16 protein-coding genes are annotated in these 15,999 nt (G+C 43.1%); all 16 read left to right on the top strand.

What is annotated here, in order from left to right; all coding sequences use genetic code 11:
- The first annotated feature begins 10 nt into the window (after positions 1-10).
- The 16 genes from WKT01_RS01260 (at position 11) to metF (ending at position 15,998) form a co-directional block, all read left to right on the top strand.
- The gene (locus tag WKT01_RS01260) at positions 11-622 is read left to right on the top strand and encodes a SpoIIIAH-like family protein (protein WP_059069742.1); all 612 of its coding nucleotides are present in this window, start codon (positions 11-13) and stop codon (positions 620-622) included.
- Between the two features lie 166 nt (positions 623-788).
- Positions 789-2,381 carry a peptide chain release factor 3 gene (locus WKT01_RS01255; RefSeq protein ID WP_059069740.1) on the top strand — a complete coding sequence of 531 codons (1,593 nt, stop codon included), beginning with the start codon at positions 789-791 and terminating at the stop codon, positions 2,379-2,381.
- Positions 2,382-2,470: 89 nt separating this feature from the next.
- On the top strand, positions 2,471-2,854 hold the full coding sequence (locus tag WKT01_RS01250) for an Asp23/Gls24 family envelope stress response protein (protein WP_059069738.1): 384 nt from the start codon (positions 2,471-2,473) through the stop codon (positions 2,852-2,854).
- 96 nt (positions 2,855-2,950) lie between these two features.
- Entirely contained in the window at positions 2,951-3,349 is a 399-nt protein-coding gene (gene nusB, locus WKT01_RS01245; RefSeq protein WP_059069735.1) for a transcription antitermination factor NusB, read from the top strand.
- 15 nt (positions 3,350-3,364) lie between these two features.
- Positions 3,365-4,594, top strand: a complete 1,230-nt coding sequence (gene xseA / locus WKT01_RS01240; protein WP_270394747.1) for an exodeoxyribonuclease VII large subunit — start codon at positions 3,365-3,367, stop codon at positions 4,592-4,594.
- Between the two features lie 4 nt (positions 4,595-4,598).
- Positions 4,599-4,814 (top strand): exodeoxyribonuclease VII small subunit, encoded by a 216-nt coding sequence (xseB, locus tag WKT01_RS01235; RefSeq protein WP_270394746.1) that lies wholly within the window; start codon positions 4,599-4,601, stop codon positions 4,812-4,814.
- Positions 4,804-5,700: a polyprenyl synthetase family protein gene (locus tag WKT01_RS01230; protein ID WP_270394745.1), complete on the top strand. Its 897-nt coding sequence runs from the start codon at positions 4,804-4,806 to the stop codon at positions 5,698-5,700. The genes xseB and WKT01_RS01230 overlap by 11 nt, the downstream gene beginning before the upstream one ends.
- Positions 5,701-5,715: 15 nt before the next feature.
- Complete coding sequence (dxs, locus tag WKT01_RS01225; RefSeq protein ID WP_340311321.1) at positions 5,716-7,608, top strand: 1-deoxy-D-xylulose-5-phosphate synthase; 1,893 nt, start codon at positions 5,716-5,718, stop codon at positions 7,606-7,608.
- A gap of 14 nt (positions 7,609-7,622) precedes the next feature.
- On the top strand, positions 7,623-8,429 hold the full coding sequence (locus tag WKT01_RS01220) for a TlyA family RNA methyltransferase (protein ID WP_270394961.1): 807 nt from the start codon (positions 7,623-7,625) through the stop codon (positions 8,427-8,429).
- Positions 8,430-8,439: 10 nt separating this feature from the next.
- On the top strand, positions 8,440-9,273 hold the full coding sequence (locus WKT01_RS01215; protein ID WP_270394743.1) for an NAD(+)/NADH kinase: 834 nt from the start codon (positions 8,440-8,442) through the stop codon (positions 9,271-9,273).
- 4 nt (positions 9,274-9,277) lie between these two features.
- Positions 9,278-9,745: an arginine repressor gene (argR, locus tag WKT01_RS01210; protein WP_059069725.1), complete on the top strand. Its 468-nt coding sequence runs from the start codon at positions 9,278-9,280 to the stop codon at positions 9,743-9,745.
- Between the two features lie 13 nt (positions 9,746-9,758).
- A complete protein-coding gene (gene recN / locus WKT01_RS01205; protein WP_270394741.1) occupies positions 9,759-11,453 on the top strand; it encodes a DNA repair protein RecN in 1,695 nt (564 codons plus the stop codon).
- Positions 11,454-11,530: 77 nt separating this feature from the next.
- The gene (gene spoIVB / locus WKT01_RS01200) at positions 11,531-12,607 is read left to right on the top strand and encodes a SpoIVB peptidase (protein WP_270394740.1); all 1,077 of its coding nucleotides are present in this window, start codon (positions 11,531-11,533) and stop codon (positions 12,605-12,607) included.
- Positions 12,608-12,733: 126 nt separating this feature from the next.
- Positions 12,734-13,525: a sporulation transcription factor Spo0A gene (gene spo0A / locus WKT01_RS01195; RefSeq protein ID WP_059069720.1), complete on the top strand. Its 792-nt coding sequence runs from the start codon at positions 12,734-12,736 to the stop codon at positions 13,523-13,525.
- A 113-nt stretch (positions 13,526-13,638) separates the two neighbouring features.
- Positions 13,639-15,087, top strand: a complete 1,449-nt coding sequence (gene glgA, locus WKT01_RS01190) for a glycogen synthase GlgA (protein WP_059069717.1) — start codon at positions 13,639-13,641, stop codon at positions 15,085-15,087.
- 35 nt (positions 15,088-15,122) lie between these two features.
- Entirely contained in the window at positions 15,123-15,998 is an 876-nt protein-coding gene (gene metF / locus WKT01_RS01185) for a methylenetetrahydrofolate reductase [NAD(P)H] (RefSeq protein WP_117974159.1), read from the top strand.
- Position 15,999 lies beyond the last annotated feature (1 nt).

Here is a 15,999-nt window from a genome sequence, read left to right as displayed (position 1 = left end):
GGAGGATTCCATGAAACGTTTATTTAAGAAGAATCAAATCATTATCACTACACTTGCAGTGATGATTGCGATTGCCGGGTATCTCAACTATTCGGGCAAGCTGTTCGGAGAAAAAGAGAAAAATACGACAGAAGCAAATGCAGAGTTGGCAAATCAGGAACTTCTGGATATTTCTCAAGAAGACATTGAAACAGGCTCCGAAGATATTGAAAGTAATGATTCTGAGGTGGAGGGAACGCCGGGAGAAGCTGTTCTGACAAGCGGAAGCGCGGATACCACTGTAGCGCAGGCAAAGATCTCCAGAGAACAGGTGCGCGCGCAGAATAAAGAAACTTTGCAGGCGATCATCGATAATACAGATTTAAGCGACGCAGAAAAACAGGACGCAGTGGCACAGATGGTACAGCTTACGGAAATATCGGAACAAGAAGTAGCTATAGAGACATTGATGGCTTCTAAAGGATTTTCAGAGGCAGTCGTAAGCTTAACAGCAGATTCGGCGGATGTTGTAGTAAATGCAGAAGAACTGACAGATGCAAATCGTGCGCAGATCGAAGACATCGTGACACGCAAGACAGAAATCGCCCCTGAAAATATCGTGATCACACCGATACACGAGTAAGTTGGGGATTGCAGTCTTTTATTACATATGCTAAACTAAATTCGTATGTCCAGAAGGAGAACAGTGCCGGACTCACATGCCTGTTTTTGTCTGTTTCATTTTGTTAAAACAGACATGCAGACCAGACCGGCACTGCAGAATTTTATAAATAGGAGAATCAGAAGCTATGTCCGAAATTACGAATGAGATCAAAAAAAGAAGAACATTTGCGATTATTTCTCACCCGGATGCGGGAAAAACGACACTTACAGAAAAATTCCTTTTATATGGAGGTGCGATCAATCTGGCAGGATCTGTAAAGGGAAAAGCGACTGCCAGACATGCTGTATCGGATTGGATGGAGATTGAAAAGGAAAGAGGAATTTCGGTGACATCTTCTGTGCTGCAGTTTAATTACGGCGGATTTTGTATTAATATCCTGGATACGCCGGGACACCAGGATTTTTCCGAGGATACGTACCGTACGTTGATGGCCGCGGATTCTGCCGTGATGGTCATTGATGCGTCAAAAGGTGTGGAGGCTCAGACGAGAAAGCTGTTTAAAGTCTGTGTCATGCGTCATATTCCAATCTTTACATTTATCAATAAGATGGATAGGGAAGCAAAAGATACATTTGATCTGCTGGATGATATAGAAAAAGAATTGGGAATTGCTACATGTCCGGTCAACTGGCCGATCGGTTCGGGAAAGGAATTCAAAGGGGTTTATGACAGACAAAAGAAAGAAGTAGAATTGTTTTCTGAGACGCATAAAGGGACGACAACGGGGGAAGTTAAGACAGTAGATGCAAATAATCCGGAATTGGACTGGCTGATAGGCACAGAGGCAAAAACAAATCTGTTGGAAGAAATCGAGTTATTGGACGGCGCTGCTGCGGAGTTTGATCAGGAAATGGTGGACAAAGGCGAGTTGTCGCCTGTCTTTTTCGGTTCGGCGCTTACAAATTTTGGTGTGGAGACTTTCTTAAAGCATTTTTTGAAAATGACGACTGCTCCTCTTCCAAGGATGTCGGATCAGGGAGAGATAGATCCAATGACAGAACCGGATTTTTCGGCGTTTGTATTTAAGATACAGGCAAATATGAATAAAGCACATAGAGACAGGATCGCCTTTATGCGTATCTGCTCGGGAGAATTTCAGGCAGGTATGTCTGCGTACCATGTACAGGGAAAGAAGGAAGTGCGCCTTTCTCAGCCACAGCAGATGATGGCGAGCGAGAGAAAGATGATAGACAAAGCATGTGGCGGGGATATCATCGGTATATTTGACCCGGGCATTTTTTCGATCGGCGATACATTGACAACATCTAAAAAGAAATTTGCATATGAAGGGATCCCTACTTTTGCGCCGGAACATTTTGCACGGGTGCGGCAGGAAGATACGATGAAGAGAAAACAGTTTGTCAAAGGGATCAACCAGATTGCGCAAGAAGGGGCAATCCAGATCTTTCAGGAGTTTAATACCGGAATGGAAGAGATCATTGTCGGTGTAGTCGGGGTTCTGCAGTTTGACGTGCTCAAATATCGTCTGAAAAATGAGTATAATGTGGAGATACGCCTTGAAACTCTGCCATATGAGTATATCCGCTGGGTAGAAAATGAAGAGATAGATATGAGCAAACTAACTGGTACATCTGATATGAAGAAGATCAAAGATCTGAAGGGCAGACCGCTTCTTTTATTCGTACATGAATGGAGCATCCGTATGACACAGGAGAGAAACGAAGGACTGATCTTATCCGAGTTTGGCCGCTCCTGATGATTCCCCTTTGCAAACAGAGGGATATTTGTTATAATGATAAAAGAGAAAAAGCAAAACGAGTGGAAATAAAACAGGAGGTTTTTAAGATGGCAAGAGACGAAAGAAATACGTATACAATACAGAATGATGCAAATATGGGAGAAGTAAAGATCGCAGACGAAGTGGTTGCGATCATTGCCGCGCTGGCAGCCACAGAAGTGGATGGCGTTGCATCTATGGCAGGAAATATCACGAATGAGCTAATCAGCAGGCTGGGCATGAAAAATCTGTCAAAAGGCGTAAAAGTGGATGTGTTGGAAGGTGTTGTGACAGTTTCTCTTGCTCTGAATTTAAAATATAATTATAGTATTATGGATGTTTCCGGCAAGGTACAGGAAAAAGTAAAAAATGCAGTAGAAACTATGACAGGATTAGAAGTTGCAGATGTAAATATCAAAGTCGCGGGAGTAGAAATGAGTTCTCAGGAGTAAGCTTTTATTGCCAAAGCGTATATCTATGTAGTATAATAAGGGATGTCGTAAGACATCCTTTTTCATTTTAAAGGAAACCTTTAGGAGGAACCAGATATGGTAAGAACAGAACTTCGGGAGCATATTTTTAAAATGTTGTTCCAGATTGAATTTAATAAACAAGAGGATATGCCGGAACATATAAGGTTGTATTTTGACAGTATTCCGCACGCAAAAGAAAAGGATCGAGAATATATACAGAAAAAGTATGATGCAGTCGTGGAAAAAGTGCCGCAGATTGACAGGCTCTTAAATGAAAAGGCAAAAGGATGGAAGACTGCCCGTATGAATAAAGTGGATCTGACGATCCTGCGACTTGCTTCTTATGAGATTTTGTGGGATGATGATATTCCTACTTCTGTCGCTATTAACGAGGCGGTAGAACTGGCAAAGCGTTTCAGCGGTGAGGACGGTCCGGCTTTTGTGAACGGAGTCCTGGCTAAAATGGCGGAGTAAACAGGAGGCATTTTTATGCGCAGTGTCTATACGGTCAAGCAGGTCAATGCGTACATCAAAAATATGTTTGCGCAGGACTTTATGCTGAATCGCATATATATAAAGGGAGAGGTATCTAACTGTAAATATCATACCTCGGGGCACATTTATTTTTCCTTGAAAGACGAGTCCGGCTTGATAGCCTGTGTCATGTTCGCAGGCTCACGGTCAGGGCTTTCTTTTCGTATGCGGGACGGGCAGCAGGTCATAGCAGGAGGAAGTATAGGCGTCTACGAGCGGGATGGAAAGTATCAGCTTTACGCAAAGGAAATCCTATTAGACGGAGCAGGGCTCTTGCATGAAAAATTTGAAGCACTGAAGAAGGAACTGGCGGAAATGGGAATGTTCGCTCCGGAATATAAGCAGCCGATCCCGAAATTTGTACAGACAGTCGGGATTGTGACGGCTTCTACCGGTGCAGCTGTAAGAGATATCATCAACATCGCTTCCCGCAGAAATCCGTTTGTCCAGTTATTGCTTTATCCTGCACAGGTACAAGGAGAAGGAGCGGCAGCTAGTATTATCCGTGGTATTCATGTGCTAGAGAGAAAAAACGTAGATGTGATAATCGTCGGCAGAGGCGGCGGAAGCATAGAAGATCTGTGGGCGTTTAATGAAGAAGCTGTGGCGCGTGCGGTATTTGAGTGCCGGGTTCCGATCATTTCTGCGGTGGGGCATGAGACAGACACGACGATCATAGATTTTGTGGCAGATATGCGGGCACCTACCCCCTCGGCAGCAGCAGAACTTGCTGTTTATGATTATCGGGATGTAAAACAGGTATTGGGCGAGAAGAGGGAAAGAATCAAAAGACAGATGCTCAGCAAAATCGAGAAGGAACGTGCAAGGGCAGCGCAGGCAGCTCTGAAGCTGAAATTATCTCATCCCAGGCAGAAGTTGTTTAACAACAGACAGTATGCGGCTGATCTGGAAAATAAAATACGTACGCTTTTGGAGGAAAAATTAAGAACGAGCAGGCATAGGCTTGCTATATATGCGGAAAGGATGAAAGGATTATCCCCGCTTAGCAAGTTGAGTCAGGGATATTCTTATATTGAAAACAGCAGGAAGGAAAATATAAAATCTGTTTTGCAGGTTGAAAAAGGAGAAATACTGCAAGTATATATGACAGATGGAGTTGTGCAGGCGAAAGTCTGCGAGGTAGAGAAGCAGCAGGGAATTTGTGAGTCAAAAGAAGGAGTATAAAAAGATGGCAGAAAGAGAAAAACGCGAAGGTCTGGAGGGATTATTTGAAAAGCTTGAGACAGTTATGTTGGCTTTAGAAGCAGAGGACGTGACACTGGAAGAATCTTTCCGTCTCTATAACGAGGGAATGCATCTTTTGAAAAAATGTAATGAAACAATGGATGAAGTAGAGAAGAAAGTCCTGATCTTGGACGAGGATGGAGAAGCTCATGAATTTTAAAGAAGAATATCAGAAAAAGGTCATACAGATCGAACAAATCTTAAAGCAGTATCTTCCTGAAAAAGAGGGAAAGCAGGCGCTTATTATGGAGGCGATGGAATATAGTCTTATGGCAGGAGGAAAACGTCTGCGGCCTATGCTCATGTGGGAGACGTATCAGCTGTTTGGAGGTGAGGGAAAATGTATTGCGCCCTTTATGGCAGCTATGGAAATGATCCATACTTACTCTCTTGTGCATGACGACCTGCCGGCAATGGATAATGACGCATACCGCAGAGGACGCAAGACGACACATATTGTCTACGGAGAGGACATGGGGATCCTAGCGGGAGACGCTCTTTTGAACTATGCCTTTGAAACAGCAGGCAAGGCATTTGACTTAGAACCAGAAAACAGCCTGAAAATCGGAAAAGCAATACAGATCCTAGCGAAAAAGGCCGGTATTTATGGAATGATCGGCGGTCAGGTGGTGGATGTAAAAGAATCCGGACATGCAGTATCTGCAGAAACCTTAGATTTTATCTATCGCTTAAAGACCGCGGCACTCATCGAGTCGTCCATGATGATCGGAGCAGTACTGGCCGGCGCAGATAAAGAAAACGTGCAGAAGGCAGAACAGATCGCTGGAAAGATAGGAATCGCTTTTCAGATCCAGGATGATGTCCTGGATGTGACCGGGACGATGGAAGAACTTGGAAAACCGCTCCATAGCGATGAGAAAAATGAAAAGACGACATATGTGACCTTAAAAGGGCTTCAGGAAGCAAAAGAAATCGTAGGTGAACTGACCGGTCAGGCAATTGCAATACTGGAAGGGATCGAGACGAAAGGATCCTGTGAATTCTTAGAGCAGTTATTACGATCTCTGATCTATAGAAAAAAATAAGGAGGATCTTCCCTTATGCTGTTGGAAAAAATTCAGAAAGAAAATGATATAAAGAAATTAAAGCCGGAAGAATTAAAGCTTCTGGCTGATGAAATACGAAAATTTTTAATCGAAAAGATCAGCAGGACAGGAGGGCATTTGGCCTCAAATCTGGGAGTTATAGAACTGACGATCGCGCTGCATCTGTTTTTGGATTTTCCCCACGATAAGCTGATTTGGGACGTGGGACATCAATCCTATACTCACAAGCTTTTGACGGGAAGACAGGCAGGGTTTGATGAACTGCGTAAATATGGAGGAATGAGCGGCTTCCCGAAGAGAAAGGAAAGTGCGTGCGACGCTTTTGATACAGGGCACAGTTCTACTTCTATTTCTGCAGGGCTTGGCTATGTGGCAGCGAGAGAGCTGCAGGAGGAAAAGTACAAGGTCGTTTCTGTCATCGGAGACGGGGCAATGACCGGGGGAATGGCGTATGAGGCATTGAATAATGCTTCCCGCATAAAGAGTAATTTTATTATCGTACTTAACGATAACAATATGTCGATTTCCGAAAATGTGGGTGGTATGTCCAGCTATCTGGATGGGATCCGCACTGCCCAGGCCTACACAGAATTAAAAAAAGGCGTGGAGGATACTTTGCGGAAGATTCCAGGTACAGGCGAAAAGATCATACAGCAGGTAAAGAAGACGAAAAGTGGGATCAAGCAGCTCTTTGTACCGGGAATGTTTTTTGAAGACATGGGAATCACATATTTAGGTCCAGTAGACGGACATGACATCCGCAAGCTCTATAGGACTTTCTGTGAGGCAAAACGGGTGGATCATGCGGTGCTTGTACATGTACTGACAAAAAAAGGAAAAGGCTATACGCCTGCGGAAGAGGATCCCGCCCGTTTCCATGGAACAGGGCCTTTTGAGATTGAGACGGGCAAGGCAAAAGAAGGCAAAGGAAAAGATACATATACAGAAGTGTTTTCAAAAGTTTTTTTGGATATTGCGCGGCACAATGAGAAAGTGGTCGGGATTACGGCTGCAATGGCAGACGGGACAGGACTTGTCAGATTTGCCAAGAAATATCCTCAGAGATATTTTGATGTGGGAATTGCAGAAGGGCATGCGGTGACTTTTGCCGCGGGCTTAGCAGCAGGAGGGATGAAGCCAGTGTTTGCTGTATATTCTTCTTTTCTGCAAAGAGGATATGATCAATTGATCCATGATGCCTGTCTGCAAAATCTACCGATTGTATTTGCCATAGACCGGGCGGGCTTGGTAGGAAGTGACGGAGAGACACACCAAGGTTTGTTTGACTTGTCATATTTGTCCATGATCCCAAATCTGATTGTCATGTCACCCAAGAATCGCTGGGAGATGGCGGATATGCTCCGTTTTGCCGTGGAACTGGATGCCCCAGTGGCGCTGCGTTATCCGCGCGGTGAGGCATACGAGGGGCTGGAGAAATTCCGTGCTCCGATCGTACTTGGAAAAAGTGAGATCTTGTACGAGGAAGAGAGCATCGCGCTGATCTTTGCGGGGCATATGGCGTCTGTAGCGGAAAAAGTACGCCGGAAGCTTAAAGAGATCGGATATAGCTGCAGTCTTGTCAATGCCAGATTTGTAAAACCTGTAGATACACAGATGCTGGAGTATCTGGCACAAGATCATTCTTTATTTGTCACGCTGGAAGAAAATGTGCTTTCCGGCGGTTTTGGAGAACAAGTACTTGCATATGTGACAAAGGCAAAATTAAATGTAAAGGTACGTACGATCGGGATTCCAGATGAGTATGTGGAGCATGGAAATGTAGAAGTTCTGCGCAGGGAAGTAGGATTGACTCCGGAAGTGATTGTAAAACAGATCATAACAGACTATGCGGCTATAGTTGAAGGTGAATGGAAAAAAACAGTGTAGCAGAGGAAAAGAAGATGAAAGAACGTTTAGATATACTGCTTGTAAAGAGGAATCTTGCGCCGTCCAGAGAAAAAGCGAAAGCGATCATCATGTCGGGAAATGTATTTGTAGACGGTCAGCGGGAAGATAAAGCAGGAACTACCTTTTCAGAAAAGGTGCACATAGAGATCAAAGGACATACATTAAAATATGTAAGCAGAGGCGGATTAAAGCTAGAAAAGGCACTTACACATTTTCAAACAGATGTAAAGGGAAAGGTCTGTACAGATGTGGGAGCTTCCACAGGAGGGTTCACAGACTGCATGCTGCAAAACGGTGCCAGTAAGGTATATGCGATAGATGTAGGATATGGGCAGCTGGATTGGAAACTGCGTCAGGATGAACGGGTCGTTTGTATGGAGAAGACAAATATTCGTTACGTGACACCGGAAGATATAGGAGAACCGGTTGATTTTTCATCCATCGATGTTTCTTTTATCTCTCTGACCAAAGTGTTGCTGCCTATCCGGAATTATTTAAAAGAGAATGGGGAGATTGTGGCATTGATCAAGCCGCAGTTCGAAGCAGGCAGAGAAAAAGTTGGAAAAAAAGGAGTTGTGCGTGAAAAGAGTACTCACATTGAAGTGATCGAGAAAGTAACAGAGTATGCGCAGGAGAACGGTTTTGCTGTTCTTGCCCTGGAGTTTTCTCCGATCAAAGGACCGGAGGGCAATATTGAATATCTGGTGCATCTCAAGAAATGTCCGCAGAAAACAGAAAAGAAAAATCTGACCGACATTATAAAAACTGTAGACAGTGCATTTGAAACACTGTCAAAATAAGAGGAAAGCTATGAAGCGATTTTATATTATCACAAATACATTAAAGGATAAGGACTACAAGATCACACAGGAAATACAAACGTATATCGAACAAAATGGCGGGGAATGTATTTTGTCTGAAAAAGATGGAGACGGTCATATTCTTCCGGAAAGTATCCCAAAAGATGTAGACTGTGCCCTAGTGTTGGGGGGAGACGGGACCATGATCCGGGCGGCAAGAGAGTTGGGTGAACATTCAATCCCTCTTTTGGGCATCAATCTTGGAACGTTGGGATATTTGGCAGAGGTAGAGGTCAAAGATTTAAAGGATGCTCTTACATTTCTTCTGCAGGGAAAACCGGATATAGAAGAACGGATGATGATCGAGGGAACGGTGGAACATGTTGTCAAAGATGTGGCGATCAATGATATTGTTCTGACCAGACAAGGGGGACTTAGAATCGTACAATTTGCTGTCTATGTAAACGGGATCCTTTTAAATACGTATCTGGCAGATGGTTTGATCATTTCTACACCTACTGGTTCAACAGGGTATAATCTTTCAGCAGGCGGGCCAGTGGTAGAACCGACAGCAAGTATATTCGTGCTTACTCCGATCTGTTCTCATGCCTTAAATACGAGCAGTATTGTACTTTCTGCCAAAGACAAGATCGAAATAGAAGTGTGCAGAGGAAGGTATGGCAGAGAAGAACATGTTCTTCTGAATTTTGACGGAACTGACGGAATACCGCTTGTAACAGGGAACAGGGTCTGTATACAGAAGGCAAAGGCAACAACGAAACTGGTAAAGCTAAGTAAAGAGAGTTTTATGAAAACTATGCGCAAAAAAATGAAAGGAAACTAAAAAAATGAAAGTCAGCCGACATGCAAAAATTATTGAATTGATCAGCCAGTATGATATCGAGACGCAGGAAGAACTTGCCGAACGCCTCTTAAGTGCCGGCTTTAAAGTGACGCAGGCAACAGTATCGAGAGATATTCGCGATTTAAAACTGACGAAGGTTTCAGTGGATGGAGGAAAGCAGAAATATGTGATCCATAGACAGGCAGAAGAAGGGATGAGTGAAAAATATGTACGTGTCCTGAAAGACGGGTATGTATCTATGGATATGGCACAGAATATACTTGTCATTAAAACAGTATCTGGTATGGCAATGGCAGTGGCAGTAGCGGTAGATGCTATGAAGTGGAATGAAGTAGTCGGCTGTATCGCGGGAGATGATACGATCATGTGTGCGATCCGCAGCGTAGAAGAGACCGTGACAGTGATGGAAAAAATACGGAAGATTGTGTTAAAACCTGCGGGCGAGTCTTGAAAGGTAGGCAAATATGTTACAAAATCTGTATGTTAAAAATCTGGCTTTGATCGATGAAGCAGAAGTTACATTCCAGCCCGGATTGAATATATTGACAGGAGAGACAGGCGCGGGAAAATCGATCCTGCTCGGTTCGGTCAATCTTGCCCTGGGCGGACGATATTCGGGTGATATTTTGAGGAACGGCGCCAAAGCAGGTGTTGTAGAACTGACTTTTTCGGTGGAAGATGAAAATCTACAGGAACAACTAGAGGCATATGATGTTTTCCCAGAAGAAGGAATGCTTACGCTAAGCCGAAAACTGATGGAAGGGCGCAGTGTCAGCCGGGTTAATGGAGAAACAGTCAGCAAGAATGTCCTGAAAAACGTAGCCAGTCTTTTGATCGACATTCATGGGCAGCATGAGCACCAGACACTGCTCAATAAAAAGAATCATCTTGTGCTTCTGGATATGTATGCAAAGGAAGAAACGGATGGTCTGAAGAAAAAAGCAGAGCAGGCGTTCCGAGATTATAAAATATGCAGGAAGAAATTAGAAGAATCGTCTCTGAATGAAGAAGAACGCAGGAAGGAAATGTCGCTTGCTCAATTCGAAGTGTCTGAGATTGAAGAAGCCTCTCTCAGGGAAGGAGAGGACGAAGAACTGGAAACGTTGTACCGTCGCATGGTGAAAAGCAGAAAGCTAAAAGAAGGTATCACAGAGGCATATCAATACACAAGCGCAGATGAGGTAAATAACGCAAGTACGCTGTTAAGTCGTGCTATACGTGCGCTGTCTGAGGCGGCAGATTGTGACGAAAAAGGCGGACAGCTCTATGAACAGATTTTAGAAATCGACAGTCTCCTCAATGATTTTAACCGGGAATTGTCAGATTATGCGAAAAGTTTTGATTTTTCTGAAGAAGAATTTTATGAGACAGAGACTCGTCTAAATCTTCTGAATCATTTAAAGTCAAAATATGGAAGCACAATACAAGAAATCTTGACATATTATGACGGCAAAGTACAAAGACTAAAAGAACTGGAGGATTATGACGCTTATATTCTGAAACTAGAACAGCAGGCAGAAGAAAGTGAGATAAAGTTAAAAAAAATCTGTGAATGCCTGCATACTGTAAGAGAAAAGGCGGCAAAAGGATTTGCGCAGGAGATTAAAAAGCAGCTTGCGGATTTGAATTTTATGGACAATCAGTTTGAGATTCGCATTTCTGATCTTGGACATTATACGGAAAGTGGGCGGGATGACGCGGAAATTTACATCGCGGTTAATCCGGGAGAAGCTTTGCGTCCTCTTTCTCTGGTCGCTTCCGGCGGAGAACTTTCTAGGATCATGCTGGCAGTTAAGACGGTTCTTGCCGATGAAGAAGATACGCCGACGCTGATATTCGATGAGATCGATACAGGGATTTCCGGGATCACAGCCGGAAAAGTAGCGGAAAAGATGCAGGTCATAGGCAAAAATAGACAGGTAATCTGCATTACCCATCTTCCCCAGATCGCCGCGGCGGCAGACAGTCATTTCCTTATAGAAAAAACAGCAGAGTCCGGCAAGACCAGGACGCAGATACGCGCTCTTGACAAAGAGGAATCTATAAGAGAGCTGGCGCGCATTTTAGGCGGAGCGAATGTGACAGACAGTATTTTGGATAGTGCGAAAGAGTTAAAAGAATTAGCGGCCAGTGAGAGGAAATACCAGTGTGAAAAATAAAAAAAGCTCATATACTAAAAGCGGATACACATACGTATCCGCTTTATTCTATACAGAAGAAAGGATGTGGGCTTACAATGATAAAGGACAGAAAAGTGGGAAAAAGATATGTGTTTTCTTTTATCCTGATGGCGCTTCTGATCGTCTGTCTGACCGGCTATCAGGTAAGAAGCAGGGAGAAGGCGAGTTGGCAGGCAGAGGCAAGTACAGATGCCTTTTCTGACAATACTGTACTTCTTGGCGGGATGCCTGTGGGGATATATATGGAAACAGATGGCGTGATGGTCTTAAATACAGAGAAAATAGAAGGTGTGGACGGGGAAGAATATGACCCGGCAGGCAATCTGGTAAAGGCGGGAGACTATATTACTGGCATCAATGACCAGGAAATCCATAATAAGAAAGAGCTTCTGCGAGCATTAGAAGAACTGGATGAGGCAGAAGTGATACTTGCTGTCCGGAGAAACGAGGCACAGTTGGAAGTGAAGATCAATCCGGTGGAATGCGGACCCAATGAATATAAGCTGGGAATCTGGGTGAGGGATAATGTACAGGGTCTGGGAACGATTACTTTTTTGAATGAAAAGAGCAGATTTGGCGCACTGGGGCATGGAATCCATGATACAGATACAAATGTGCTTATGTCTATTGCGGAAGGGAGTCTGTATAAAACAAGTATACAGGCAGTGCAAAAAGGAGAAAACGGAATTCCCGGCAGTATGGAAGGGATCATTGTCTACAACGGGTATAATAAACTAGGTAGTATTGATAAAAATACAGATGCGGGAATATATGGAACGGTAGAAAAAATTGACGAATTATTTGAAGAACAGATCCCAATTGAGACTGCGTCCAAAGAAGAAATCGAGAAAGGACCGGCTACGATACGTTGCTTTGTCGACGGAAAAATACAGGAATATGACATACTGGTGACAGATATCGACACTTCTGAACAGGAGATCAACAAAGGTCTTGTCATCCAGGTGACGGATCAGGCGCTTTTGGACAAGACAGGCGGGATTATCCAGGGAATGAGCGGCAGTCCCATCATACAGAATGGGAAGCTGATCGGGGCGGTAACGCATGTATTTGTACAAGATTCGACAAAAGGTTACGGCATTTTTATAGAAAATATGCTGCAGGAAGCAAAGTAGTGTTTTGTCGAATATGTGTCGAATTACTGCAACAAATTCTCCTTGATTCTGCATAGATGTGTAGATATAATAGGCATTGTGGCGTTTTCAAAAGAAAGGTTTTCTGTCTAAAGGAGAAAAAGGGTTATGGAACATTTGAATGTAGCCATTGCTGATGATAATCAGAGAATCCTGGATCTGATGGAAGAGATTATCAATATGGACAATGAGCTAAATGTAGTAGGGAAGGCAAAAAATGGTGAAGAAATGTGTCAGATCATCAGAAATAAACAGCCGGATGTGGTTTTGTTGGATCTGATCATGCCGAAAATGGATGGGTTGACGGTCATGGAGCAGGTCAGCCAGGACAAAAGGGTAAATAAGCGTCCTTACTTTATCGTTGTAACAGCAGTCGGCCAGGAGAAGATTACAGAAGATGCCTTTAACAAAGGGGCAAATTACTACATTATGAAGCCGTTTAACAACGAAATGCTGTTAAATCGGATTAAATCTGTCAGAAAAATGTTCCGAAATTATGAGAAAAAGAACGAAGATACAACACAAGATATTGTTAGCAGAGAAAAAGAATTGGAAAATCATGTCACAAACATGCTGCATGAAATTGGGATCCCGGCACATATCAAGGGATATCATTATCTGCGTGATGCGATCATTATGGCAGTGGATGATATGGATGTTTTAAATGCGATTACGAAGGTACTTTATCCGACAGTGGCAAAAAAATACCAGACAACATCCAGCAGGGTCGAGCGTGCGATCCGTCATGCGATTGAAGTGGCATGGAACAGAGGCAAGCTGGATACACTGGATGAATTGTTTGGATATACAGTCAGTACAGGAAAAGGGAAGCCTACGAATTCTGAATTCATTGCGTTGATCGCAGATACCATACAACTAGAGTACAAACATAGAAACTAAATGGATATTTTAGGAGATTTTCGAAAGATAAAAATCTTTTCATTATAGAGAAAATGCGTTATAATGGACTACAATAGATATTGTTCTTAAATACCTGAAAGAGAGGGGAAAAGATGAAAAATATTTTATTTGCGTCCTCAGAGTGTGTACCATTTATAAAAACGGGAGGGCTTGCCGATGTGGTAGGGTCGCTGCCTAAATATTTCAATAAAAAGAAATATGATACCCGTGTGGTATTGCCCAAATATGCCTGTATGAAGCAGGAGTGGAAAGACAAACTGGAATATGTGGATCATTTTTATATGGATATTGCAGGGCAGAATCAGTATGTAGGGATCCTGCGATATGTACATAATAAGATTACGTTTTATTTTATTGACAATGAATATTATTTCAGTGGATTTGCTCCATACGATGGAGATCCAAAGTGGAATATTGAGAAGTTTGCATTTTTCTCAAAAGCAGTTCTGAGCATTTTGCCTGTTATTGGCTTCCGCCCGGATCTGATCCACTGCAATGACTGGCAGACGGGACTGATACCGGTATATTTGGATAATTTTCGGTATATGGGAGAATATTACAGAGGAATCAAAACAGTGATTACGATACATAACCTGAAATTCCAAGGCGTGTGGGATACAAAATCGGTACGGGAGATCACCGGACTGCCGGAATATTATTTCGTGCCGGATAAGATGGAGGCATATAAGGATGCAAATCTCTTAAAAGGCGGAATCGTTTATGCGGATAAAGTGACGACGGTGAGCCGGACATATGCCGAAGAAATCAAGACGTCATTTTTCGGAGAAGGGTTAGAAGGGCTGATGAGCGCAAGATCCAATGACTTGTGCGGGATCATCAATGGATTGGACTATGAGGAATATGCTCCATTTTCAGATAACAAAATTGTTAAAAAGTTTACAGTAGATACCTTTCGGAAGAATAAGACAGTCAATAAGCTGGCGCTGCAGGAGGAATTAGGACTAAATAAGGATTCCCATGTGATGATGATTGGGATCGTATCCCGACTGACAGACCAGAAAGGTTTTGACTTGATTGATTATGTGATGGATGAACTGTGTCAGGACGCCGTACAGATTGTGGCTCTTGGGACAGGAGAAGTAAAATATGAAAATATGTTCCGCCATTTTGCGTGGAAGTATTCGGGGAAAGTTTCCGCAAATATCTATTATTCTGATGAACTTTCTCACAAAATCTATGCATCCTGTGACGCGTTTCTTATGCCATCTTTATTTGAACCATGTGGTCTAAGCCAGCTGATGAGTTTGAGATATGGAACGCTTCCGATCGTCAGAGAGACAGGCGGACTTAAAGATACAGTAGAACCATACAATGAGTATGAAAAGACGGGCACAGGTTTTAGCTTTGCAAATTATAATGCACATGAGATGTTAAATACTATTCGTTATGCGGAACACATCTTTTATGACAAAAAGAGAGAGTGGAATAAGATCGCGGAGCGCGCGATGCAGAAGAATTTTTCCTGGAAGAATTCAGCCAGACAGTATGAAGAACTTTATAAGAGCCTGCTTGGCGAATAGCGACAAAAGTAAGATAGACAAGAACAGGAGTTTACATGAAGATCATAGACCGACTAAGAGAAGAGAAGATCCATATTTCTTTTGAGGTGTTTCCGCCCAAAAATCAAGATGGATTTGAAAAAGTACTGACAGCAACAAACAAAATCGCAGAACTTCATCCGGCGTTTATCAGTGTGACGTACGGCGCAGGAGGAGGGACAAGTAAAAATACAGCAAAGATAGCCTCTCATATTAAAAGAGATCTGGGTGTGGAGAGTATTGCGCATTTGACATGCGTTTCTTCTACAAAGGAAGAAGTAAGAGAGGTGATCGCAAATTTAAAAAAGCTTGACATAGAGAATATCCTCGCGCTGCGCGGGGATATTCCTGCGGGAATGCAGTTCCCGTCGGGAGAACGGTTTCACTATGCCTATGAGCTTATAGAGGAGATTAAAAAACAGGGAGACTTTTGTGTCGGTGCGGCCTGTTATCCGGAAGGACATGTGGAAAATGAACATAAAGTAGACGATATCAAATATCTGAAACATAAAGTAGACTGTGGTGTTGATTTCTTAACTACCCAGATGTTTTTTGACAACGATATCCACTATAACTTTTTGTATCGGATACGGGAAGCGGGAATTACGGTTCCAGTTCTTCCGGGGATTATGCCGATCACAAGTGCGGCGCAGATGAAACGGAGCCAGGAACTTTCAGGAACCGTATTTCCACGCAGATTTTTGGCGATTTTAGATCGATTTGGCAGTTCTCCGGAAGCAATGAGGCAGGCGGGGGTTGCTTATGCGACAGATCAGATTATCGATCTGCTTGCCAATGGTGTAAGGAACATACATATTTATTCTATGAATAAGCCAGAAATTGCATGTGCTATTATGCGAAATTTATCTGAGATCGTGAAATGTCAGGGGTGAC

Source organism: Mediterraneibacter sp. ICN-202921, assembly GCF_037890075.1.
In the GTDB taxonomy this organism is placed as follows: Bacteria; Bacillota; Clostridia; order Lachnospirales; family Lachnospiraceae; genus Mediterraneibacter; species Mediterraneibacter massiliensis.
This window is presented reverse-complemented; position numbering and strand designations above follow the sequence as displayed.